The 21,691-nt window shown below is 65.7% G+C and carries 21 protein-coding genes and 1 rRNA gene; 10 read left to right on the forward strand and 12 right to left on the reverse strand.

All coding sequences use genetic code 11. From position 1 onward, the window contains the following. The 3 genes from AB0M15_RS22570 to AB0M15_RS22580 all read right to left on the reverse strand — a co-directional run. Positions 1-76, reverse strand: a 16S ribosomal RNA gene (locus AB0M15_RS22570); the annotation flags it as partial. 753 nt (positions 77-829) lie between these two features. Beyond that, on the reverse strand, positions 830-2,146 hold the full coding sequence (locus AB0M15_RS22575) for a serine hydrolase domain-containing protein (protein ID WP_363823816.1): 1,317 nt from the start codon (positions 2,144-2,146) through the stop codon (positions 830-832). A 106-nt stretch (positions 2,147-2,252) separates the two neighbouring features. Beyond that, positions 2,253-2,480 carry a hypothetical protein gene (locus AB0M15_RS22580; protein WP_363822339.1) on the reverse strand — a complete coding sequence of 76 codons (228 nt, stop codon included), beginning with the start codon at positions 2,478-2,480 and terminating at the stop codon, positions 2,253-2,255. Positions 2,481-2,657: 177 nt separating this feature from the next. Between AB0M15_RS22580 and AB0M15_RS22585 the strand changes: the two genes are divergently transcribed. Beyond that, positions 2,658-2,981 carry a hypothetical protein gene (locus tag AB0M15_RS22585; protein ID WP_363822342.1) on the forward strand — a complete coding sequence of 108 codons (324 nt, stop codon included), beginning with the start codon at positions 2,658-2,660 and terminating at the stop codon, positions 2,979-2,981. A 5-nt stretch (positions 2,982-2,986) separates the two neighbouring features. On the opposite strand, the gene AB0M15_RS22590 is transcribed toward AB0M15_RS22585, so the two are convergent. Further along, on the reverse strand, positions 2,987-3,196 hold the full coding sequence (locus AB0M15_RS22590; RefSeq protein ID WP_363822347.1) for a KTSC domain-containing protein: 210 nt from the start codon (positions 3,194-3,196) through the stop codon (positions 2,987-2,989). Then, positions 3,193-3,543, reverse strand: coding sequence for a helix-turn-helix domain-containing protein (locus tag AB0M15_RS22595; protein ID WP_363822351.1), 351 nt, complete (start codon positions 3,541-3,543; stop codon positions 3,193-3,195). Before AB0M15_RS22595 ends, AB0M15_RS22590 begins: the two co-directional genes overlap by 4 nt. A gap of 144 nt (positions 3,544-3,687) precedes the next feature. On the opposite strand from AB0M15_RS22595, the gene AB0M15_RS22600 reads away from it, so the two are divergent. Then, positions 3,688-3,996: a hypothetical protein gene (locus AB0M15_RS22600; protein WP_363822353.1), complete on the forward strand. Its 309-nt coding sequence runs from the start codon at positions 3,688-3,690 to the stop codon at positions 3,994-3,996. A 65-nt stretch (positions 3,997-4,061) separates the two neighbouring features. On the opposite strand, the gene AB0M15_RS22605 is transcribed toward AB0M15_RS22600, so the two are convergent. Next, positions 4,062-4,946: a hypothetical protein gene (locus AB0M15_RS22605; protein WP_363822355.1), complete on the reverse strand. Its 885-nt coding sequence runs from the start codon at positions 4,944-4,946 to the stop codon at positions 4,062-4,064. Between the two features lie 204 nt (positions 4,947-5,150). Further along, the gene (locus AB0M15_RS22610; RefSeq protein WP_328326117.1) at positions 5,151-5,780 is read right to left on the reverse strand and encodes a hypothetical protein; all 630 of its coding nucleotides are present in this window, start codon (positions 5,778-5,780) and stop codon (positions 5,151-5,153) included. A gap of 189 nt (positions 5,781-5,969) precedes the next feature. Here AB0M15_RS22610 and AB0M15_RS22615 point away from each other — a divergent pair, with 189 nt between their 5' ends. Then, positions 5,970-6,800, forward strand: a complete 831-nt coding sequence (locus AB0M15_RS22615) for an aldo/keto reductase (RefSeq protein WP_363822361.1) — start codon at positions 5,970-5,972, stop codon at positions 6,798-6,800. A gap of 129 nt (positions 6,801-6,929) precedes the next feature. Then, positions 6,930-7,790 (forward strand): hypothetical protein, encoded by an 861-nt coding sequence (locus tag AB0M15_RS22620; RefSeq protein ID WP_363822364.1) that lies wholly within the window; start codon positions 6,930-6,932, stop codon positions 7,788-7,790. Between the two features lie 42 nt (positions 7,791-7,832). Here AB0M15_RS22620 and AB0M15_RS22625 read toward each other — a convergent pair whose 3' ends face one another. The 3 genes from AB0M15_RS22625 to nrdR all read right to left on the reverse strand — a co-directional run bounded on the left by AB0M15_RS22625 (position 7,833) and on the right by nrdR (position 11,953). Beyond that, positions 7,833-8,258, reverse strand: a complete 426-nt coding sequence (locus AB0M15_RS22625; RefSeq protein WP_363822366.1) for a hypothetical protein — start codon at positions 8,256-8,258, stop codon at positions 7,833-7,835. Positions 8,259-8,459: 201 nt separating this feature from the next. Next, positions 8,460-11,366 (reverse strand): vitamin B12-dependent ribonucleotide reductase, encoded by a 2,907-nt coding sequence (locus AB0M15_RS22630; RefSeq protein ID WP_363822368.1) that lies wholly within the window; start codon positions 11,364-11,366, stop codon positions 8,460-8,462. Positions 11,367-11,473: 107 nt separating this feature from the next. Next, positions 11,474-11,953: a transcriptional regulator NrdR gene (nrdR, locus tag AB0M15_RS22635; protein ID WP_328326125.1), complete on the reverse strand. Its 480-nt coding sequence runs from the start codon at positions 11,951-11,953 to the stop codon at positions 11,474-11,476. Positions 11,954-12,279: 326 nt separating this feature from the next. Between nrdR and AB0M15_RS22640 the strand changes: the two genes are divergently transcribed. From AB0M15_RS22640 to AB0M15_RS22650, 3 genes are all read left to right on the forward strand, one after another. Continuing rightward, positions 12,280-13,230 (forward strand): nucleoside hydrolase, encoded by a 951-nt coding sequence (locus tag AB0M15_RS22640; RefSeq protein ID WP_363822372.1) that lies wholly within the window; start codon positions 12,280-12,282, stop codon positions 13,228-13,230. Between the two features lie 51 nt (positions 13,231-13,281). Continuing rightward, positions 13,282-14,598: a Gfo/Idh/MocA family oxidoreductase gene (locus AB0M15_RS22645; protein WP_363822374.1), complete on the forward strand. Its 1,317-nt coding sequence runs from the start codon at positions 13,282-13,284 to the stop codon at positions 14,596-14,598. A gap of 110 nt (positions 14,599-14,708) precedes the next feature. Further along, positions 14,709-15,905, forward strand: coding sequence for a serine hydrolase domain-containing protein (locus tag AB0M15_RS22650; RefSeq protein ID WP_363822377.1), 1,197 nt, complete (start codon positions 14,709-14,711; stop codon positions 15,903-15,905). A 13-nt stretch (positions 15,906-15,918) separates the two neighbouring features. Here AB0M15_RS22650 and AB0M15_RS22655 read toward each other — a convergent pair whose 3' ends face one another. Further along, positions 15,919-16,455 (reverse strand): LysM domain-containing protein, encoded by a 537-nt coding sequence (locus AB0M15_RS22655; RefSeq protein ID WP_363822380.1) that lies wholly within the window; start codon positions 16,453-16,455, stop codon positions 15,919-15,921. 367 nt (positions 16,456-16,822) lie between these two features. Between AB0M15_RS22655 and lexA the strand changes: the two genes are divergently transcribed. The 3 genes from lexA (at position 16,823) to AB0M15_RS22670 (ending at position 20,718) form a co-directional block, all read left to right on the forward strand. Further along, the gene (gene lexA / locus AB0M15_RS22660; protein ID WP_363822383.1) at positions 16,823-17,596 is read left to right on the forward strand and encodes a transcriptional repressor LexA; all 774 of its coding nucleotides are present in this window, start codon (positions 16,823-16,825) and stop codon (positions 17,594-17,596) included. A 48-nt stretch (positions 17,597-17,644) separates the two neighbouring features. Then, the gene (locus AB0M15_RS22665; RefSeq protein ID WP_363822385.1) at positions 17,645-18,157 is read left to right on the forward strand and encodes a glutathione peroxidase; all 513 of its coding nucleotides are present in this window, start codon (positions 17,645-17,647) and stop codon (positions 18,155-18,157) included. Between the two features lie 257 nt (positions 18,158-18,414). Continuing rightward, positions 18,415-20,718, forward strand: coding sequence for a hypothetical protein (locus AB0M15_RS22670; protein WP_363822388.1), 2,304 nt, complete (start codon positions 18,415-18,417; stop codon positions 20,716-20,718). A 10-nt stretch (positions 20,719-20,728) separates the two neighbouring features. Here AB0M15_RS22670 and ligD read toward each other — a convergent pair whose 3' ends face one another. Then, positions 20,729-21,691, reverse strand: coding sequence for a non-homologous end-joining DNA ligase (gene ligD, locus AB0M15_RS22675; protein ID WP_363822390.1), 963 nt, complete (start codon positions 21,689-21,691; stop codon positions 20,729-20,731).

Below are 21,691 nucleotides of genomic sequence, written 5' to 3' on the forward strand. Positions count from 1 at the left end.
GGCCTTACCGCTCGACTTGCATGTGTTAAGCACGCCGCCAGCGTTCGTCCTGAGCCAGGATCAAACTCTCCGTTGAAATCTATATGTAACCCACCCCCGAAAGGATGAGGAACAGACTACTTTGAGTGATCCTTCAATAATCTCAGAAACAATCAAACTGACTTGAATCATCCGTTAATCAAAGGAATCCGCCACAACCCATAAAGAGCTGTGAACGGGGTAAATGCTAAATTTCGGCATTGACTTTCGGCACGCTGTTGAGTTCTCAAGAATCGGACGCACACCGCGCTTTACTCTTTCAAGTTCAGCTCCGGGGCAACCCGCCAAACATTACTGTTTCGTCCGCGGCCGGTCAAATCGGCCTCTTTCGTCCCAGTCTCTCCGTGACTCAGCGACTGAAGACCCGCCAGAGGCGTGCTTCAGCTGCTAGGAAGTTCCCGGGGAGTTCGGAGCGACCGGCCGCTTTCGCGTCCCGCACTCGCTCCAACAAGAAGAACATTACTGAGATTCACGGTGAAGATGCAAATCGGGGGCCGGACCTTGGCCGAACCCTTGCAAACCCTCTCCGGCCTACCCAGCGCCGTCCCACCTGTCCCACCAGTCACCCGCGTCTCCGCGAGCCACAACATCATGATGCCGCACCCGTTCAAGCCGGAGACAGCGAATGGGTGGGAGCCGGCGAACCAGCTCCCACCCATCGAGTACCGCATCGCCCAGTAGACGCCTCTCGGCGAGTGGCCGCTCGTAGCGGCTAAGTGTGAGGCCCGGGGGTCTTGCACTGAACGACATCAGGTCTAACCCACTCCCCCACGAACCTATTCCCGGGCGGTCAGCTCGCCCGCGAGCACTCGATCTCCTCGCCCTCCTGGACGAAGGTCAGCCGGCCGTCGGTCAGCCGCAACTCGCTCGCCACCCAGCGTGCGGCGTACCGGCCGTCTCCTCTGGAGGCGAATCTCAGCGCCGGCTGTCGCCCGAAAACGGCCTCGAGGCCACCGTCTGCCACGGTCACCTCCAACGACAGGTTGTCCCCCAAGCGGTAGGTCCCCGCGACGGCTCGGAGCTCCTCGTCGCTGACCTCGCCCCGATCGCTGACCTCGAGCGGGTAGTCCTCCCACCCGTACGAATCCGCGATCCGTGCGATCGCCCTGTCCACCAGGTAGCTCCCGTTGTCCCCGTTGGTCATGACGGCAGCGCCTTGACCTGTATCCCGGTACGCGACCAGGTAGCACTTGAAACCCTTGTTCGAGCCCCCGTGCCCGAAGCGCCTCCCACCGTCGCCCAGGAACGCTCCAAGGCCGAGCGCCTCCATCGCATCCCACGGATCGGCGATGGGGATCTGCGGTGTGAGCATGTCCCGCGCGCTCTCCTGCGAGACGAGAGCTCCAGGTACTCCCAGATACGCGTTGCGTACGCCGTGCGCGAACGCGACGAGGTCAGTCGACGTGGTCCAGAGACCGGCCGCGGCCAGCTCGGGATAGGAGTGCCATCGGCCAGGTACCGGGCGTCCGAACTCGTCATGCGCGGTCGCCGCGCGGTGATGGAGCTCATCGGGCAGTGGTTGCGCATAGTCGCTACTCGACATGCCCAGCGGTTCCAGGACGAGTTCGCGCAGGAGCTGGCGGAACGGCGTACCGGTGACGTCTTCGAGTAGTTGCTGCAGGACGACGGTCCCGCCGCCGGAGTACCGGAACTGGGTGCCGGGAACGAGGTCCACGTGGACGCCGAAGGTGTTCGACGGGCGTACACCGTCCAGGATCTGTACCGGCGTCGGCAGCTCGACGCCTTGGCGGTACCCAGGGAAGCCGGGCACCGTCAGACCGGCGCTGTGGCTCGCCAGCTGCCGCAAGGTGACGATCGGCCGCCACTCGCCCGTCGGGGGAATCTGCCATGACGTCAGGCGCTGGTTGACGTCCTGGTCGAGATCGAGAAGACCGCGATCGACCAGCCGGAGCAGCGCGAAGACGGCGACCGGTTTGCTGATCGAACACGCCTGGAACAACGTGTCGCCGGTGATGGGATCGTCCCGACCGGCCTCACGGACGCCGGCAGCACCCTGGTCGACGATCTCGCCTTTGTCGATCACCGTCCAGCTGACGCCTGGAACCTTGAACTCTTCCAGGTCTTTCTCGATCTCGTCCCGCAGCACGTCTGCCAACGCCGTCGCCTCCCCAGTCGGTTGCTTCGGAGCCTAGCCGGACGAGGCGCACGCAGTGCGGCTGCGGATGCCGGAGCATCCGCAGCCGCAGCGATGGTCAGCGAGACGGCTGCGGTGCGTCGCAGTCGATCTTCGGATTGGCACCGATGTAGTTCAGCGGGCCGGCAAGGATCGTGACGACGATCGTGCCGACCTTCGCGCAACTGGCGTTGTCGTTCTTGAAATAACTTCGCTGAGCGGCCGCGGCGAGACCGATCAACAACCACACGATCACAAAGATCGTGATGACGCGAGAACCAGTCGTAGAGGCTCTACGAGTGCGCATGTCCACCTCCTGGCAAGAGCACACCCCCGTGGATCCACCCTCTGGTGCCCTTCGGTGACACAGCGAAAACGTGGGCGGGTGCTGTCGATTCCGGCTCGGGTCGCTCGTCAGTCAGATACACGCTCAGCACGGGCGTTCCGCCGGCACGGCAGTGCCGCGGGAGAGAAGGGAAGCACCATGAGCAAGTACCTGTACCTGTACCGCGGTCCGGCCACGCCGATGGAGGACTTCACCCCGGAGCAGGGCGAGGAGCAGATGAAGTTGTGGACCGAATGGATGGGCAAGGCCGCCTCGGCGATCGTCGACCAGGGCAATCCGCTGGCCCCTCGGGCATCCGTGCGGGACGACGGCTCGGCTGCCGAACCGAGTGACCAGAACGGCTACTCGATCGTCGAGGCCGACAGCTTGGATGCTGCTCGGTCGTTGCTCGACGGGCACCCGTTCCTGACCGAGGGCAAGGGACGGTTCGCGGTCGAGATCTTCGAGATCCTGCCGATGTAGCCGGGTCAGACCTCGGCGAACTCGTAGTAGGGCTTGATCTGGGTGTTGACGTAGTTGCCGATGCTGGGGGCGGCGAGTAGGCCGGCATACGTCGGCTGCGGCACTTCGTAGTACTGGTAGATGCTGCCGTTCACATACTCCAGCTCGAGCGTGCCGCTGGACAGGTCGTACCCCACCGACTTCACGCTCGCCGAGGTCACCGCCCGACGCCTCATCCACTCTGTCCCTTCTCCGCTGTCTGCAGCGTCGCGAGTATGCGCGACAACTCCCCAACGGCGGCATTCAACTGGTCGACCATCGAGTCGTCCAGGGCAGCTTGCTCAGTTTGCGGTACGCCGACGCTGGCCGCGAATCTCGTCTGGGCTTCTGGCGTGGCAAGCCGCAGCGACGTGTCCAGCGCCTCCTGGAGTTGAGCGCTCGGGACCATGTCCGGGCGCCTTCGCCACTTGGCGACCGTGCGTGGCGAGATGCCGAGGTGCTCGGCGAAGGCCTCGCCGGTCAGTCGCATCGCCGCTTGCAGGGCGCGTGCGTGCCGACCCGTCCACTGGTCGATGACTGTCATCGGCCCGCTCCTCCCAGCTGTTGTTCGATCACTCTGTGCAACCAGATTACGTCGGTTGAGTGAGCTCGTGGGTGCACGTTCGGTGACCTGTGGATACAGGCTCAGTTCATGGTCGGGCGCTGAGCGGAAGCGTTGACTGTGGCCATGGACGAGATCAGCGGCAGACCCGCGACGATGCTCCGGCCACCGCCGCCGCCAGTGCCACCGCGAAGGCACCTGAAGGTCGCGGCGGCGGCCGGGCCGCGACGGTTCCACCTGTTCCGGCACCGCGACGTCTCAGGTGTGAGCGGTACCGGCGTCGTCGCCGAGGGCGTGGAGTGGTCCGACGGCACCGTCACCCTGCACTGGGGAGGCCGCTATCCGACCACCACCGTCTGGCAGGACGGAGTCGACGCCCTGCTGACCATTCACGGGCACGACGGAGCGACGGAGATCCGATGGATGGACGACTGATGAGCTCGGTAGGGCCGGCGTCTCCCCTGTACTGGCGCCGGTCCTACCGACCAGACGGCTCAGCCTCAGCCTTGGCCAGAAGGCTGATCGCCCTGATCCTCGCCCTGCTCGGTCGCCTTGTCGCTGAGCCCGGGCAGTTCCGGTACTACGAGCGCCAGCGGGCCGTGCTCGCTGTCCCACCGACGCTCGAGCGTCTCGATCGGGACGTCGTTGGCTGCCGCGGACAGCCGGGTGAGCGTGCCGAGCAGGTCCACACACTGGGCGACCTCGCCGGGATTGTTCGCCAGCCACCAGACGACGGCCGAGCCCGGCGTGGCCAGGACGTCGTCGCGGAGATAGGCGCGTTTGTCTTGCTCCAGTTGACGTTCCAGCAGCAGGGTCTGCGCACGGCGCTGAAGCGCGGTGATGTTCTGGAGGTGCTTGAAGTCCGCGTCCGGCAGCTTGAGCCGTACTTCGGTGGCCCAGGTGCGGACCTGGCCCTTCTCGTCGATATCCGGTTCGCCGAGCAGCGACGCGAGGCGGTGCTGGTTCAACGCCTCCTCGGACGGCTGCTGGCTCGCCGTCAACGCCTTCGCCCTGCTGAGCAAGGCATCGACAGCCACACTGCCGAGGTCCGCATGCCGCAGTCCGGTGATCACCGGCGACCACTGGACGATCGCGGAGAAGTGGAAGTGGTAGTCGGGAGACGTCGACGGAAGCCGAACTCCGGCGATGGTGCGCGTGGGCGGCGCGGTGAAGACAGGTTCGCGATCCACCGGTTTCGGGGCGGGTGGAGCGGGGGCCGCCACAGGTGCCGGCTTCTTCTCTTTCCACACCATCGCCAAGACGACCAGCACCACCGTGGAAACCAGCGCGGCCAGCCAGGCCGGCAGGTCGAGAATCATCGCCAGGAGGGAGGAAACAGCGACCACAGCAGCCGCTGTCAGCAGAGCACGCTGAGTAGACGTCATCGAGGATCGCCTTGCTTGAGCGGATTACCTTGACCGAACTGCCGCAGGTGCCCGAGTCTCGCCACGGCTACGCGCCTTTCACCCCCGCGCTGATCACCTCACATCACCAGAGCCACAAAGAGTCTGCCACGCATCACACACCGTAGCCACGCAAAGCGTGTCGCCCACCGCCGATCCGAGCCGCACTGACAGCGCGGGCGGTTCTCAGCCGGCTAGGGAGCGGAGGGCTCGGCGGCTGGGGGTTAGGAGGACTGGTTTGTAGGGGCAGCGGGCGTCGGTGAGGGTTTCGTAGGCGCTGATGGCTCGGTTGGCGGCGTCCCAGCCTTGCTCGGCGGGGCTTTTGCCCAGGCCTCGGTTGCGGATCAGGGCGCCGTAGAAGGCGGAGCAGAAGACGGTGGCTTCGTACCACCCGATGACCGTGCTGGTGCCGATATAGGTGATGTCGTCCTGGAGGCAGTCGCGGATGGCGCGTTGCCACTTGCCGATGCCGGTTTTGCAGCCGTCGGCGATGACGACGCCGCTGGCGATGCCCCAGGAGCGGTCCAGGAACCAGTCCGCCAGCGCGGTCAGCGAGACCTGGGTCTGGCCGTCGGTGGACAGGAACGACGGTTCGTCGCTGTGGTCACCGTGTGCCATCACGTGCAGCACCGTCGACGGGGTGGTGAGCGCCGAGAAGGCCGTCTCGTGATCGCGGGTGCGGACGAAGTTCACGTCGATCACCGGACTGTTCCAGCCGGCGTTGATATTGCTGGTGATGCCCTGGACGAACGTCATCGAGGCGTCGAAGGAACTGTCCAGGCCGAGGTCCACCAGCGTGATCAGTCTGTTCTTCATCGCCCACCCCTCACATGCTTTCCGGTCCCGCCGAACCCCATGATGACCCAGCCCACCGACAATCCGCTGCCCGCGTCTCGGCTCTCAGTCTCGCCCGCCTGAACTGCCCGGATCCGGGCCTGGGAAAGGGGTTGCTGGCGACGTTGGATACGGTGTCCACGAGATTTCCGAGGCTTGTCAGGAGGATCGATGATCAGCGTTCCGACCGTCACTCTGAGCAACGGAGCGGTGCTGCCGCGGCTCGGGCTGGGGACCTCCCCGATGAACGACGCCGACGCGGAACGCGCCGTAGTACAGGCTCTCGAGGTCGGGTACCGGCTCATCGACACCGCGGAGAACTACCGCAACGAGGTCGGTGTCGGACGGGCGCTGAAGTCGTCCGGGCTGGCGCGAGAGGAACTCTTCGTCACCTCCAAGTTCAACAAGCGGTGGCACAGCGTGGAGGGCGCGCGGACCGCGTTCGAGGCGAGTGCGGAGAAGCTCGGCCTCGAGTACCTCGACCTACTGCTGATCCACTGGCCCAACCCGGACCAGGACCAGTACGTCGATGCCTGGCGCGGGCTGATCGAGTTGCGTGAGGCCGGCCTGGTCCGAGCCATCGGTACGTCGAACTTCAAGCCGACCCACCTGCAGCGACTGATCGACGAGACCGGCGTCGCCCCCGAGGTCAACCAGATCCAACTGAGCCCGATGTGGACCAAACAGGCCGAGCGGGAGTTCCACGCGAGTCACAACATCGTCACCGAAGCCTGGAGCCCACTCGGCAAGGGCACCGACCTCCTGGACCACCCCACCGTCACAGCAGCCGCCAAGGCCCACGACAAGACGCCAGGCCAGGTCGTACTCCGCTGGGAAACCCAGCAGAACGTAGTACCGATCCCCAAGTCCGCCAACCGCGAACGCCTCGAGCAAAACCTCGCTGTCTTCGACTTCGAACTCACGAACGACGAACTGGCCGCCTTGTCAGCCCTGGACGGCACCGGCCGCACCGCAGCCGACAGCGACCAGTTCGGCCACTGAGGCCGCACCCTGCCCTCGTGGTAGCCGCATCGGGATCGTCCAGGCGGCTGAAATACATGCTTCGTCAGGCCGCTGGCGCTCGTAAGATCGGCCAATGCCACTGGTTGACGAAGGACAGGCCTCATGGGGGTGACCCACCTCTACACCGACGGTCCACTGACTTACCTCTCACCGGTGCTGCAGGCTTCCGGAGTACCGGTGGTGACTAGTGTTTCGGCGGAGCAGTACCTTGCCTACGCCCGGGACGACTTCGTCACCGGCACCGAACGGGGCATGATCAACGCACTGGGAAACACGAAGCGTGCGCTTCATCTGATGATCGACACGCTGCTTCAGAACTACGGTCTCCTGGCCTGGAACAACAAGCACACGACCTTCCCCCAGAAGCTCGCGCTGCTGGACAGCGTCGGCCTGATCTCACTGAAGCTTTTCGGGAAGCTCAATGTTCAGCGAAACATCGTCGAGCACGAGTACACGGTTCCTCTGCCTGATTCCGTCGAGGACGCCATCGATGTCTGCCACCTTCTCCAGTTGGCTCTCGGGCGTCTCGGTCAGGACATCACCTACCAAGGTGTCGCCGGCCTCCGCGACTCACACAAGCACGTCCTCATGAGCCTCGATGCGCTCCGCGGAACAATCGAGTTCGCAGAGTTGGTCGATCCGGAGATCCGCACTCACGATGAACTGTCGATCGACTACGTCTCCACAACTCTTCAGCGAGGAACCCGGGCGGCGGACGCCGGCAGCATCGGCGAGGAAGTAGCTCCAAGACTTGAGCTGTCCGCCAAGCTGCTGGGCACTTGGGCGCCCTACATCAAGTGCCTCGTCGAGATTCAGGCTGGAAATTCAACCCGGGTAACGACTCGCACTGCCACCGGTAGCTTCACACTGTGGACGGGCCGAACCGTTCCGGCATCGTTGATCGACGAGCGTGGACGGGAACTGCTGGACACGTTGTGGGGATCGGGCACCGACGAACAGTTCGTGTGATGCCTGCGTAACCGGACGAGCTCTAGACGCGCTGCGGCCGGCTCAGGTGGTGAAGGACCCGGTGACGACTGGATACGACTCGACGCCGTTCTTGGAGGACCAGAGGCGGATGCGGACCAGGGTGCCGTCGGGGACGGAGAAGTTGCAGAAGGACCAGCCCTGGTAGTCGGCGACCGAGACGTCGTCGAAGCACTCGTGGGCGTCGTACCAGAAGCCGACCTGGCTCTGGTAGAGCTGAATGGCCGCGCGTGCGCTGTAGCCGTCGGCCTGGTCGTCATGCACGCCGAGCCACTCGCCGTCGGTGCAGTAGATCGCGCCGCTGAGCCGCGAATTCACCAGCTCCTTGGACGGGTGGGCGTAGCAATTCGCCATCGTGTTGGCGTACGCCGGCGCTGCGGTGAGCGCTGCTGCGACCAGCACACCAGCAGCGGCGAGCGCAGCCGACGTACGTCGAAGGGTTGTGGACATCGGGGCGGCTCCTGAGGACGACGGTCTGGATCGAAGGCGATCCTAGGCATCCACAAGCACCGAACGATCAGATTCCGCTGGCCAGAACCGGAACCTGTTCACTACCTGCCACCCGACGCGCTGCGGCCCCCGGGGGAAGTGGGAAGTTCCCGGGGGCCGTGGCGCTATCAACGTGGGGTCAGCTGGAGGCTGACTTGGGGGTTAGCTGCAGCCGGAGGTGCTGCCGCAGCCTTCGCAGACGTAGCAGGAGCCGGAGGGGCGCATCTTGGTGCCGCAGGTGAAGCACAAGGGCGCGTCCACCGAGGTGCCGGTGATGAGTTCGAACATCTCGGCAGTCGTGCGGACCTCGGAGGAGGCGGGCTTGGCTGCTGCGGCGTCGATCGAGGCGTCGTGGAGCTCGACCTTTTCGGTGGAGGCCTCGACCTCTGCCAGCGGCTCGACGGACTTCAGCGACTCGGGCTCCGACACCTCGACCGGGGTCGGCTCGTAGGAGCCGGTGTCGAGCTGGCGGGAGCGCTCCTCGGCGGAGTAGATGCCGAGGGCCGAGCGGTCGTCGAAGGACAGGTGGTCCAGCGCCAGCCGGCGGAAGATGTAGTCCATGATCGACTGCGCCATCCGGACGTCCGGGTCGTCGGTCAGACCGGCCGGCTCGAACTTCAGGTTGGTGAACTTCTGGACGTACGTCTCCAGCGGCACCCCGTGCTGCAGGGCGATCGAGATCGCGATCGAGAAGGCGTCCATCACACCGGCAAGCGTCGAGCCCTGCTTGCCCATCTTCAGGAAGACCTCGCCCAGACCGTCGTCGGGGTACGAGCCGGCCGTCATGTAGCCCTCGGCGCCACCGACGCTGAAGGACGTCGTGCGCGACGGACGCGACTTCGGCAGACGCTTGCGGATCGGCCGGTATTCGACGATCTTCTCGACGACCGGCTCGGCCGCGGCAGCGTCGGCGGTGGCCTTGGCGGACTTGGAGTCCGACAGCGGCTGGCCGACCTTGCAGTTGTCGCGGTAGACGGCCAGCGCCTTCAGGCCGAGCTTCCAGCCCTGGAAGTAGACGTCGGCGATCTCCTCGACCGTCGCCGTCTCCGGCAGGTTGACCGTCTTCGAGATCGCGCCGGACAGGAACGGCTGGGCCGCCGCCATCATCCGCACGTGCCCCATCGGCTTGATCGCCCGCTCGCCCATCGCGGTGTCGAAGATCGAGTAGTGCTCGGTCTTCAGGCCGGGCGCGTCGACGACGTGACCGTTCTCCGAGATGTACTCGACGATCGCCTCGATCGTCTCCTCGGTGTAGCCGTACTGACGCAGCGCCCGCGGCACCGTCTGGTTGACGATCTGCATCGAGCCGCCACCGACCAGCTTCTTGAACTTGACCAGCGAGAAGTCCGGCTCGATGCCAGTCGTGTCGCAGTCCATCATGAAGCCGATCGTGCCGGTCGGCGCGAGCACCGAGGCCTGCGCGTTGCGCCAGCCGTTGCGGGTGCCGACCTTCAGCACGCCCTCCCAGGCGGCCGTGGCGTGCTTGTGCACGTCGGCGTCGATCTCGTGCACGGTACGGATCGCGTCGTTGGCCGCGGCGTGCTTGCGCATCACCCGGGTGTGCGCGTCCTTGTTGCGCTCGAAGCCGTCGTACGGGCCGACGATGCCGGCCAGCTCGGCGGAGCGCTTGTACGACGTGCCCGTCATCAGCGAGGTGATAGCGCCCGCCAGCGCGCGACCACCGTCGGAGTCGTAGGCGTGCCCGGTCGCCATCAGCAGCGCGCCGAGGTTCGCATACCCGATGCCCAGCTGCCGGTACGCGCGGGTGGTGTCGCCGATCGCCTCGGTCGGGAAGTCGGCGAAGCAGATCGAGATGTCCATCGCGGTGATGATCAGCTCGACGGCCTTGACGAAGTTGACCGAGTCGAAGGTGTCGTCGTCCTTGAGGAACTTCATCAGGTTCAGCGACGCCAGGTTGCAGGACGAGTTGTCCAGGTGCATGTACTCCGAGCAGGGGTTGGACGCGGTGATCCGGCCCGTCTCGGGAGTGGTGTGCCAGTCGTTGATGGTGTCGTCGTACTGGATGCCCGGGTCGGCGCAGGCCCAGGCGGCGTGGCTGATCTTGTCGAACAGCTCGCGCGCGTCGACGGTCTCGATGATCGAGTTGTCGATCCGTGCCCGCAGGCCGAACTCGCCCTTCTCCTCGACCGCGCGCATGAACTCATCCGTCACCCGGACCGAGTTGTTCGCGTTCTGGTACTGCACCGAGGTGATGTCCCGGCCGCCGAGGTCCATGTCGTAGCCGGCGTCGCGGAGGACGCGGATCTTGTCCTCCTCGCGCATCTTGGTCTCGACGAACTCCTCGATGTCGGGGTGGTCGACGTCCAGCACGACCATCTTGGCCGCGCGGCGGGTGGCGCCACCGGACTTGATCGTCCCTGCCGACGCGTCCGCGCCGCGCATGAAGCTGACCGGGCCGGAGGCGGTCCCGCCGGAGGACTGGAGCAGCTCCTTCGACGAGCGGATCCGGGACAGGTTCAGGCCGGCACCGGAGCCGCCCTTGAAGATCAGGCCCTCTTCCTTGTACCAGTTCAGGATCGAGTCCATCGAGTCGTCGACGGCGAGGATGAAGCAGGCCGACACCTGCTGCGGGGACGTGGTCCCGACGTTGAACCAGACCGGCGAGTTGAAGCTGAAGTACTGGTGCAGCAGCATCCAGGTGAGCTCGTGCTCGAACACCTCGGCGTCGGCCGGGGTGGCGAAGTAGCCGTGCTCCTCACCGGCCTTGCGGTAGGTCTTCACGACCCGGTCGAGCAGCTGCTTGAGGCTCCACTCGCGGTTGTCGTGGCCGACGGCGCCGCGGAAGTACTTGGTGGTGACGATGGTGGAGGCGTTCACGCTCCAGTAGTCGGGGAACTCGACCCCGCGCTGCTCGAAAACGGTCTCGCCGGTCTTCCAGTTCTGCTGTACGACGTCGCGGCGCTCCCACGTCACCTCGTCGTACGGGTGCACACCCTCGGTGGTGAAGATGCGATCGATGGTGAGTCCCGCGGGCGCGTTCTTGGCCCTGCGGAACCCGGCCGTCGACCTCTTGGTCGACCCCGAATGGCCGGTCACCGTCTCTGTCATGTTGGCTCCTCGCCTGTTCAATGTCGCGGTCTGTCGGGACCGCCCCGTTGATGGTGCTCTGCTACCCGCTGGTGTCGCTGGACTGCTGATACTGCTGATTCCCCGATTTATGTCTGTATCGACGGCTCGGTGCCCTCGGGCTCCTTCTCGGCCCGTAGCAACGCGATCTCCGTCTCGAAGTCGTCGGCGGACTCGAACTGCCGGTAGACGCTGGCGAAGCGCAGGTACGCGACCTCGTCGAGCTCTCGCAGCGGTCCGAGGATGGCCAGCCCGACCTCGTTGGCCGGCACCTCCGGCGAGCCGCTGCCCTTCAACGTGTCCTCGACCTGCTGGCCCAGCCGGGCCAGGGCGTCCACGGTGACGGGCCGGCCCTTGCAGGCCTTGCCGACTCCTCTGATCACTTTCTCCCGGCTGAACGGTTCGGTGGCGCCGGAGCGCTTCACGACCGTGAGCTGCATCTGCTCGACGGTGGTGAACCGCTTCTCGCAGACCGGGCACTGCCGCCGGCGGCGGATCGCTCCGCCGTCCTCGGCGACCCGGCTGTCGACCACCCGGGAGTCCACGTGCCGGCAGTAGGGACAATGCATGGCGAACCACTCCTCCCGTGAGCGTCCACCCCCTGCCTGGGGATGAATCTGTGGATCAGCTGGGGACAACTTGTGCATGACCTGTGAGTAACTAACCACTACCTGTGGATGACTTACAGGGGTGTAACTACTACATCTAGGGATGCTACGTCCGGCCTCCGACAGTTTGCAAGAACGTCCGAATCTCGCGCGCGTCTCCCTGTTCCAACACCCGCACGGGCCTGTGTACTCCCGCGTGGCGCCGCCGCGGAGACCCTTTCGAGGAGCAAAATGCGCCGCCCGGACCGGCTGCGACCCGGCCGGTGCGATCAGCGAGGATGGAGCGCATGAGACCCGTCATCCTCGATGTCGACACCGGGCTGGACGACGCCTGTGCCCTTCTCCTCGCCGCCCGGCATCCGGAGCTCGACCTCAAGGCGGTGACCTGCGTCGGTGGCAACGTCGGGCTCGACCAGGTCGTCGTCAACACGCTGACGGTGCTCGAGGCGGCCGGCCGCCCGGACGTCCCGGTCGGCCGTGGAGCCGCACTCCCCTTGCTTCAACCCGTCCGGACGGCACCGCACGTCCACGGCGCCGACGGCCTGGGCGACCTCGACTGGCCTCGCTCTACCCGTACTCCGGACGCGCGGCACGCCGTGGAGTTGCTTCGCGACGCGCTGCTGGACGCCGCGCGGACGGGTGAATTGGTGACCTTGATTCCGCTGGCGCCGATGACGAATATCGCCCTGCTGCTGCGGACCTATCCGGAAGCCGCCGCGGGATTGCGCGAGATCGTCTTCATGGGTGGCGCGGCCGGGATCGGCAATGCGACGGCGTCGGCGGAGTTCAACATCTGGACCGACCCCGAGGCGGCGGCGATCACGCTGGCCGCTGCCGGCGAGCTGGGCATTCCCGTGACGATGTACGGGCTGGATGTCTTTTACGACGTGGTAATTCCGCTGGACGAGGCGAAGGCGCTCAGCGGGTCGCAATCGGCGGAGCTCGCGCGCCGGCTGATCGAGAAGCGGAGCGAGTTGTACAAGTCGGACGGCGCGAGTATCGGCGACGGCGGTGCGGTTTGCGCGGTGATCGATCCCGATGGGCTGACGACACAGGCATTTCCGCTGCGGGTGGAGCTTTCGGGGAGTTGGTCCCGTGGGCGCACGATCGTGGATACGCGGGATTGGTCGGGTGATTTGACCACTGACCCGTTCGGGGCGGCGCCACCGGTGGTACAGGTCGCCACCGCGGTGGACGGGCGACGCTATGCGGACCTCTGGCTGGCGGCCGTGCGCTGATCGTGATTGCATGGCAAGCGTTTGCCGTACCGTCGTGGTGAGGAGCCTGCCTTGTCCGAGGAACGTCGTCGTTACGCCGTGGTCGGATTGGGGGCCCGGGCGCAGACCTTCGTGAACGCGCTGGCCGGGCCGTACGCCGATCGCGCTCAATTGGTCGGGTTCTGCGATGTGAACCAGACCCGGATGGCGGTGCACAACCGGTGGCTGGCGGAGAAGTTCGGTGCGGCTGCGGTACCGCAGTACGAGGCCGGTGATTTCGCGCGGATGCTGGTCGAGCAGCGGGTCGACGTGGTGGTCGTGACGTCGATGGATCGGACTCATGACGATTACATCGTGACCGCCCTCGAGGCGGGGCTGGACGTGATCACCGAGAAACCGATGACGATGGATCCGGAACGCTGCCGGCGGATTCTCGCGGCGGCGGAGAAAGCGCCGGGATCCGTCCGGGTGGCGTTCAACTATCGCTACAACCCGGTGCACGAGAAGGTCCGCGAGGTGCTCGCGTCGGGGGCGATCGGGGAGATCGGGTCGGTCCATTTCGAATGGCTGCTGGATGTGCGGCACGGGGCCGACTACTTCCGGCGCTGGCATCGCGACAAGGCGAACGCCGGTGGATTGATGGTGCACAAGGCGACGCATCACTTCGACCTGGTGAACTGGTGGATCGGCGCGGAGCCGGTAACGGTGTTCGCTGACGGGAAGCTGTTCTTCTACGGGGATGTGAACGGCAAGAAGCGGGGGCTGGCCCGGGATTACGAGCGGGCCGCTGGGGCGGCGGCCGCGGCGGATGATCCGTTTGCGATCAAGCTGGCCGATTCGGCGCAGTTGCGGGAGCTTTACCTGGAGGCCGAGCACGAGGACGGCTATCACCGCGATCAGAATGTTTTCGCGCCAGGGATCACGATCGAGGACGATATGGCGGTGCTGGTCAGGTACTCGACCGGCGCCTCGTTGAGCTATCACCTGACGGCTTATTCGCCGTGGGAGGGCTACCGGATCGGGTTCAACGGGAGTGCGGGGCGGTTGGAGTTGCTGGTCCGGGAGAACACTTTCGCGACTCCGCCGGAGGGGCAGCAGTATGCGACCGCGGTACAGCATGGCGACGCGAAGCCCGGCGAGACCGAGGCGTTGCTGACGCTGCATCCTTTGTGGGAGCCGCCGCAGACATTGCTGCACGGCGAACTCGGCCAAGGGCACGGCGGTGGCGACGCGCGTCTCCTTGAATCGCTCTTCGGCGATCCGGCTGAAGATCCGCTCGGCCGCGGCGCGGACCACCAGGACGGCGCCCGCTCACTCCTCATCGGCCTGGCCGCCAATCAATCCTTTGAAACCGGCCAGGTGGTGCAGGTGTCGTCGCTGCTCGGCTGATTGGTGCAGCCTGCTCTACCTCTCATCGTGCAGGCTGCGGGATCGTTCGGGCCGCTCACGGTGACCAAGCTGTTGGGGCAAGCAGATCCCGCCCAACAGAGAGAGTCACCATGTCTTTCACCCGCACCACATCCACCCGTACTCCGCGGCTGCGCCGACGTACCGCGCTCGCCACGGCCGCGGTCACAGCCAGCCTGGTCGCGGCCGCCGTGGTGTCCGCTACTCCGCCGGCTGTTGCCGATAGCAATCTTGTCGCGAGCCGTCCCGGCGACGTCGTCCAGCAGGGTCTGAACCGATTGGTCAAGGACGACAAGTTCCCGGGTGCGCTGGCCGCCGTCCGGGATCGCGACGGCCGGACGCGCAACTACACCGCCGGGGTCGGGGACCTGAAGACCCAGGCGAAGGTGCCGGTCGACGGCCAGGTCAGGATCGCCAGCAACACCAAGACCTTCGTCGCCACCGTCGTGTTGCAGCTGGTCGGTGAAGGCAAAGTCGAGCTCGACCAGCCGATCGAGAAATACCTGCCCGGCCTGGTTCGCGGCAAGGGCATCGACGGTCACAACATCACTGTGCGGCAGTTGCTGCAGCACACCAGCGGTCTGCCCGACTACGACCAGGATGTCGCCGGCGACTATCTACCTCAGCAGCACACGTACTTCGAGCCGCGACAGCTCCTCGATCTGGCGCTGGCCCATGGGGCTGCCTCAGCACCTGGTACCGAGTGGAGCTACAGCAACACCAACTACATCATCTTGGGCCTGATGGTGCAGAAGGTCACCGGACGACCGCTCGGCGAGGAGATCACCAAGCGCGTGATCGACCGGATCGGGCTGCGGCACACGTACTGGCCGGCCACTGGGGATCAGACGATCCGCGAACGCCACCCCAAGGGCTATTGGATGACTGAGCCCGGCAAGCCGCTGGTCGACGTCACCGAGCAGGAGCCGTCGATGGCCTGGGCCGCCGGCGCGCTGATCTCCACCCCGAGCGACCTCAACCGCTTCTTCGCCGCACTGATCGGCGGCAAGCTCCTCGCGCCCGCGCAGCTCGACCAGATGCTGACCACAGTCGAGGCACCCGACGCCGGCCCGCGCGGCGCATCCCGCTACGGCCTGGGCATCCAGACCTTCAAACTGACCTGCGGCGGCTTCGCCTGGAGCCACGGCGGCGACGCCCCCGGCTACGAAACCCGCAACGCCATCACCCCCGACGGCCGCCAAGCAACCGTCGCAGTAACCACCCTCCCCACCACCCTCGCAACAGCCACCGCCGTAGAAGACGTAGTAAACGCCGCCCTCTGCCAGTAGCTCAGCGCCAGGGTCAGCGGACTGGGATTTGGAGGGTTTGGCCTGGGATTACGTCGGTGGGGTTCTGGAGGTTGTTGAGGTCGGCGATCTTTTCTACTACTACGGCCGGGTTTTCGGTGGGGTTGGTTTCTTGGGCTATGGACCAGAGGGACTGGCCGGCGCCTACCTGGACCTGGATGGTGTGGTCGAACTGGGGTTGGGGGTCTAGGACGCCGGCTACTCGGAGGCCTAGGACTGCTACTGCGGCGCCGAAGATCAGGACCGAGAGGGTGGTCAGGAGGAGTTTGCCTCGGCGGGTCAGTTGCAGAGCTGACGGCTCGATGTCTTCTGACCAGGTGGTCCGGCGGGTGGTGCGGGTTGCCGGGCGGGCCTCGCGGAGGAGGTCGGGGCCGGAGCAGGCGCGGACCGGGAGGGGGCCGGGGAGGGGTAGGTGGTCGGTGGTGGTGCCGGGGATCCGGCGGCGCCTGCGGGGTTCGCCGGGCGCCTGGGTCACCTCAGGCGTCGTCACCTCTGTTGTCAGGGCTCCTGACGCCAGTGCCGCAGTGCTCATCGGATCCTCCAGACCCTCGTTCAGACCTCGTGTCCTGCTGTCGATCTCTGTCTACCGGCCGCCGCCGACAGTTTTCGCCGAGCGGCCCGGTGGACCGCTCCGTTCGATCAACCCGAACACCTGTTCGATCGAACGCCTGTACGAATGATTAACCGAACCACCCGCGGTACGCAACTATTTCCAACCAGGACACGCCGGAGAAATCCCGGTCACCGATGCCCTATAACCTGACACGCGAACAAACGTGCGAACCGACACGCCTTCGAACAGATGTTTGAAGAATCTCAGGATTCGGTCTACGGTCTTCTCAATCGACAAAGCCTGGCCGGTGCCCGACCGCCGGCCCGACCCGAGGAGAAGCCTGACCATGGCCAGGACGCCGAGCGGTTCCAGCAAGGACGATCGACCTGTCGCGGGAGCAGCCGCCAAGACGGTCTCCGAGCTGCCCGACGGCCCCGCCGACGCCACCGGTCTGACGCCTCGCCAACGCCGGGTGCTGGACGTGATCCGCGATTCGGTCGACAGCCGCGGTTACCCGCCGTCGATGCGCGAGATCGGCGAGAAGGTCGGTCTGACCAGCTCATCCTCGGTCTCCCACCAGCTGAAGGTGCTCGAGCAGAAGGGCCTGCTGCGCCGCGACCCGAACCGGCCGCGCGCGATCGAGGTCCGCTACCCCAACGAGGTGGCCGACGTGGCCCGCCGCGGCTCGGTCGGCGCCGTCCGGCAGACGTCGTACGACGAGACCGGCGCCGGCGACGCGCACCCGGACGCGGTCTACGTGCCGGTGGTCGGCCAGATCGCCGCCGGTAACCCGATCCTCGCCGAGCAAGACATCGAGGAGGTCTTCCCGTTGCCCAGGGCAATGGTTGGCGAGGGCACCTTGTTCATGCTGAAGGTCAAGGGTGAGTCGATGATCGAGGCGGCCATCTGCGACGGCGACTGGGTGGTCGTCCGGCAGGAGCAGACCGCGGAGAACGGTGACATCGTCGCCGCCATGATCGACGGCGAGGCGACCGTGAAGACGTTCAAGAAGACCGCGACCGAGATCCTGCTGCTGCCGCACAACCCGGCGTTCGAGCCGATCGACGGCAAGGACGCGGTCATCCTCGGAAAGGTCGTAACAGTTCTGCGGCGTGTCTGACATCTCAGACGGCGCGCGGACTCGCGCGTGTCATGTCAGGATTGAGTTATGACGACTGTCTATGACTTCAGCGCCACCCGGATCGAAGGCAATGAACAGTCTCTTTCCGACTTCCGCGACCAGGTGCTCCTGGTGGTGAACACGGCGTCGCAAAGCAGCCAGACGCCGCAGTACACCGGTCTCCAGAAGCTCTACAGGACCTACCGCAGACAAGGGTTCTCGGTGCTGGGATTTCCCTGTGACCAGTTCGGTCACCAGGAGCCCGGCGACGAGAACGAGATCGCGAACTTCGTGTCCACGATCTACCACGTCACGTTCCCGATGTTCGCCAAGATCGACGTGAACGGCTCCAAGACCCCGGAGCTGTACAACTGGTTGAAGCGCGAGCAGGGCGGACTTCTCGGGGGCCGGATCAAGTGGAGCTTCACCAAGTTCCTGATCGGCCGCGACGGTGGGGTGATCGCGCGCTACGCGCCGACCGCCACGCCGGAGAAACTGACGGACAAGATCGAGGCTGCGCTCGCGGTGCCGGCTCCGAGCCGGCGCGAATCAGGCGACTGATTCACCGGCGGTAGCTGGCATCGATTCCGGACCAGGTCTGGAATCGATGCCGTTCTTTTGTCTGCGACAGTGAGTCATCCCCCGTCGCACTGCAAACCAGAAGCTGAGGCACAAAAGCTGATTGCGGGGACCTGAGTCCTCGCTCACTGACCCTTCGGGCAGCCTTACGGTCATGTCCGAAATAGGCGGCGTCAGCCTGTAGACGTTCCGGTCAAGACCGCTTTATGGTCGATGGAACCGTCGCAGGGAGAACCGCCATGATTCCGCGCCGCCGCCCGCTTCAGCGCGCCCTCGAACTGTTCGCAACACTCGCCATCCTCAGTACCGCCGCCCTCCCGCTCACCGCCCAGGCGGCCGAAGCGATACAGACAGCGCCACCGGATCCCGTCAAGGACCTCGGTGCCCCGCTCAGCTCGCTGACCGTGATGGAGGGCGCCTTCGGCCACGAGCCCGACGGTCGCGACGTCGTGTACGCCGTACCGGCCGGTGAGAACGCGGCGCTCAATGTCGTCGATATCCACAGTCGTGAACTGCTCCGGGCGATCCCACTGCCTGGCGCGGCCGGCGCGTGGGCGATCACCGTCGCGACCGACGGCAGCGTGTACGTCGGCAGCTACACCAATGCGCACCTCTACCGGTACCGCCCCGACACGCACACGGTCACCGACCTCGGCCAGCCGATCCGCGGCGAGTCGTCCATCTACGGCCTCACCTCCGGTCGCGACGGCGCGGTCTACGCCGGGACGTACCCGAACGCCCACGCCTTCAAGTACGACCCGGCCACCAATCGAGTCACCGACTACGGCTCGCTCGACCCGGTCCAGCAGTACGTCCGGGCCGCCGTCTACGACCCTGACCACAACGCTCTGTATGCCGGCCTGATGACCCCGGTCGCCAAGCTGATCCGCATCGATCTGAACACCGGCACCAAACAGGACGTCACTCCCCCGAACCTGGTGGCGAAGGACTTCCAGGACCTCGACTACGCGAACGGCAAGGTCTTCGGCAACGCCAGCAATCGCTTGATCGTCATCGACGCAGCCACCCAGCAGCAGATCACCTTCACCGACGCCGCCACTGGCAGCCAGGTGACCGACTACCCGATCGGCGCCCGCGGCGTCTCGAACGTCGGCCCCGGCGGCGTCTACTTCACCAACAACATGGCGCTCATCCACTACGACACGGCGACCAACACCGTTGGGCGAGTCCCCTCCGGCGTCCAACTCGCCCGCGGTGCAGCGATCGGCTACGGCTGGTTCACCGATAATGGGAAGCCGATGCTTTACGGTCTGGGCGGGAACTACTCCGGCGGGACGTGGCGCTACGACCCGCAGACCGGAGTACTGGATCAGTGGACGTCGCCGTTCCAGTACGTCGGCGCGCCGTTGATGCACACGATCGCGGATCCGGTCACCGGCAAGATCCTGGTCAACGCGTTCCTCAACGGTTCGACGACCAGCTATGACCCGAAGACTGGCCGGGCGACGCTGACCGCACGGCAGGGACAGGTCGAGGGCTGGAACTGGGACTCGACCAAGAACCTGTACGTCGGCGTCTACCCCTACGGCCAATTGTCGATCTGGAATCCGAATGCTCCGGAGAGCTCGACCAATCCACGGGTGCTCTTCCAACTGGTCGACAGCGATCTGCAGAACCGACCGGTCGCGGTCGTGCCGTCCGGCGATCGCGTCTACCTCGGCACCACTCCCGGGTACGGCGAGTACGGCGGCGCGCTCTCCGTCTACACCATCTCGACCGGTCACCTCTCTGTCTTCCGCAATGTCGTCCACGACGAGACGATCGCGTCGGTACTACCGCTCGGCGCCGCCGTCTGGGCTGGTTCGAGCATCGACAGCGGGCAAGGGACCGACCCACGGACCACCGAGGCGCATCTGGTCAAGGTCGACCCGACGAGCGGCGCGGTGAGCGTGGACGTCGTACCGGTGGCGGGTGCGGCAAGCATTACCGAGCTGAGCGTCGGTCCGGACGGCAACATCTGGGGTCTGGCGGACGGCACGGTCTTCGTCGCCGATCCGACGACGGGTGAGGTCATCCGGCGGATTCCTGTGTTCAACGGCAGGACCGGATCGGCGGACGGGGCGATGTCGTGGCGTGACGGCTACCTGTACGCCGTAACGGGAAGCCGGCTGTTCGTCGTGGACAGCCTGAGCGGCGCCGCAACCGTCGTCCGCGACCGTGGGCTGTACCGGCTGACCCAGGCACCGACTGGCATCTACTACATGTTGCTTCGGCCGGACGGCTACACGAACCAGACGAACCTGGCGTCCTACACGCCGCCCGCGGATCCATGTCCGCATTCGGATCTGAGGCCGACCGTGTGGACCGGCAACATCGACAGCGAGGTCGTCAACCGCAACCTACGCTACGGCTGCACCCTCACCGATGAGTTGCCGGATGCCGAAGCCAACTGGCCGAGCCACAAGGCATACGTCACTGCGGTCGGCAGCAAGGCCACGCAACTGCTGCAAGCCGGCTCGATCACCTACGCCGAGGGCTACGACATCCTCACAGCCGCCAACCACTCAAACGTCGGCCGCTAACACGTCGGGGTTAGCGGACGACTGAGTCGGGGTTGATGTCGAGGCGGAGGCCTCGCCAGACGGGGTGGCGGAGGCGGCCGTCTCCGGCCCAGCCGGAGTAGGTGACTTCGGCTACCAAGAGGGGGTCTAGCCAATGGGCGGCTCGGCGGTCGGCGGTGGGGATGGTGGAGGTGTCGAAGGGTGGGGTGTCGATTTCTAGGGCGGCGAGTTCGGCACCCAGCACCTCCAGCATTGCGAAGTCGAGGCCGGAGCCGACCTTGCCGATCAGTACGAGCTCACCGCCCGGTGCGTCGTAGGCGCCGCAGTACAAGGAGCCGATCCTGCCCTGGCGATTGCCTTCGCCGGGATGCCAGCCGCAGAGGATGACGTCGCGGGTGAGCACGGGCTTGATCTTGATCCAGTCGGAGCTGCGTTTGCCGGGCAGGTACCGCGACTTGCGCCGCTTGGCGACCACGCCCTCCAGCCCTTGCGAGGCGGACAGGTCCAGCGCCTCGTCCGGATCGTCGTACGCCGGTGGGATCTCCCAGAACGGGTCGCCGAGGTCGAGCGAGTCGAGCAGCCCGCGCCGCTCGTCGTAGGTTGCCTCTAGCAACGACTCGCCCGCGTACCGGAGTACGTCGAAGACGCGGACGGACACCGGCACCTGGTTGATCAACTGGGCCAGATGACGCGGATCGCGGACATGCATCCGCCGTTGCAGCAACCCGAACGATGGCGCCCCCGACTCGTCGAGCGTGACGATCTCACCATCCAGTACTGCGGGCAGCTCCAACCCCGGCGCCTGCGCGAGCCCGAGCAGTTCCGGGTACCCGCCTGACACGTCGCGGCTGTTGCGCGACCACAACCGGCAGCCGGTCTCGTCGACCTCGGCGATCACCCGGATGCCGTCCCACTTCATCTCGTACGACCACCCCGCCCCGGACGGCATCGTGCCGAGCGACGCCATCATCGGCAGCACCGGGGGCGCAGACAC

This window comes from Kribbella sp. NPDC051718 (assembly GCF_040681515.1).
Classification (GTDB): Bacteria; Actinomycetota; Actinomycetes; order Propionibacteriales; family Kribbellaceae; genus Kribbella.

Coding starts and splice junctions, on each gene's coding strand:
- AB0M15_RS22590 (WP_363822347.1), bottom strand. CDS start 3,196: ATGAGGCGTCGGGCGGTGACCTCGGCGAGCGTGAAGTCGGTGGGGTAC.
- AB0M15_RS22605 (WP_363822355.1), bottom strand. CDS start 4,946: ATGACGTCTACTCAGCGTGCTCTGCTGACAGCGGCTGCTGTGGTCGCT.
- AB0M15_RS22600 (WP_363822353.1), top strand. CDS start 3,688: ATGGACGAGATCAGCGGCAGACCCGCGACGATGCTCCGGCCACCGCCG.
- AB0M15_RS22595 (WP_363822351.1), bottom strand. CDS start 3,543: ATGACAGTCATCGACCAGTGGACGGGTCGGCACGCACGCGCCCTGCAA.
- AB0M15_RS22615 (WP_363822361.1), top strand. CDS start 5,970: ATGATCAGCGTTCCGACCGTCACTCTGAGCAACGGAGCGGTGCTGCCG.
- nrdR (WP_328326125.1), bottom strand. CDS start 11,953: ATGCATTGTCCCTACTGCCGGCACGTGGACTCCCGGGTGGTCGACAGC.
- AB0M15_RS22585 (WP_363822342.1), top strand. CDS start 2,658: ATGAGCAAGTACCTGTACCTGTACCGCGGTCCGGCCACGCCGATGGAG.
- AB0M15_RS22665 (WP_363822385.1), top strand. CDS start 17,645: ATGACGACTGTCTATGACTTCAGCGCCACCCGGATCGAAGGCAATGAA.
- AB0M15_RS22625 (WP_363822366.1), bottom strand. CDS start 8,258: ATGTCCACAACCCTTCGACGTACGTCGGCTGCGCTCGCCGCTGCTGGT.
- lexA (WP_363822383.1), top strand. CDS start 16,823: ATGGCCAGGACGCCGAGCGGTTCCAGCAAGGACGATCGACCTGTCGCG.
- AB0M15_RS22650 (WP_363822377.1), top strand. CDS start 14,709: ATGTCTTTCACCCGCACCACATCCACCCGTACTCCGCGGCTGCGCCGA.
- AB0M15_RS22670 (WP_363822388.1), top strand. CDS start 18,415: ATGATTCCGCGCCGCCGCCCGCTTCAGCGCGCCCTCGAACTGTTCGCA.
- AB0M15_RS22640 (WP_363822372.1), top strand. CDS start 12,280: ATGAGACCCGTCATCCTCGATGTCGACACCGGGCTGGACGACGCCTGT.
- AB0M15_RS22655 (WP_363822380.1), bottom strand. CDS start 16,455: ATGAGCACTGCGGCACTGGCGTCAGGAGCCCTGACAACAGAGGTGACG.
- AB0M15_RS22580 (WP_363822339.1), bottom strand. CDS start 2,480: ATGCGCACTCGTAGAGCCTCTACGACTGGTTCTCGCGTCATCACGATC.
- AB0M15_RS22630 (WP_363822368.1), bottom strand. CDS start 11,366: ATGACAGAGACGGTGACCGGCCATTCGGGGTCGACCAAGAGGTCGACG.
- AB0M15_RS22610 (WP_328326117.1), bottom strand. CDS start 5,780: ATGAAGAACAGACTGATCACGCTGGTGGACCTCGGCCTGGACAGTTCC.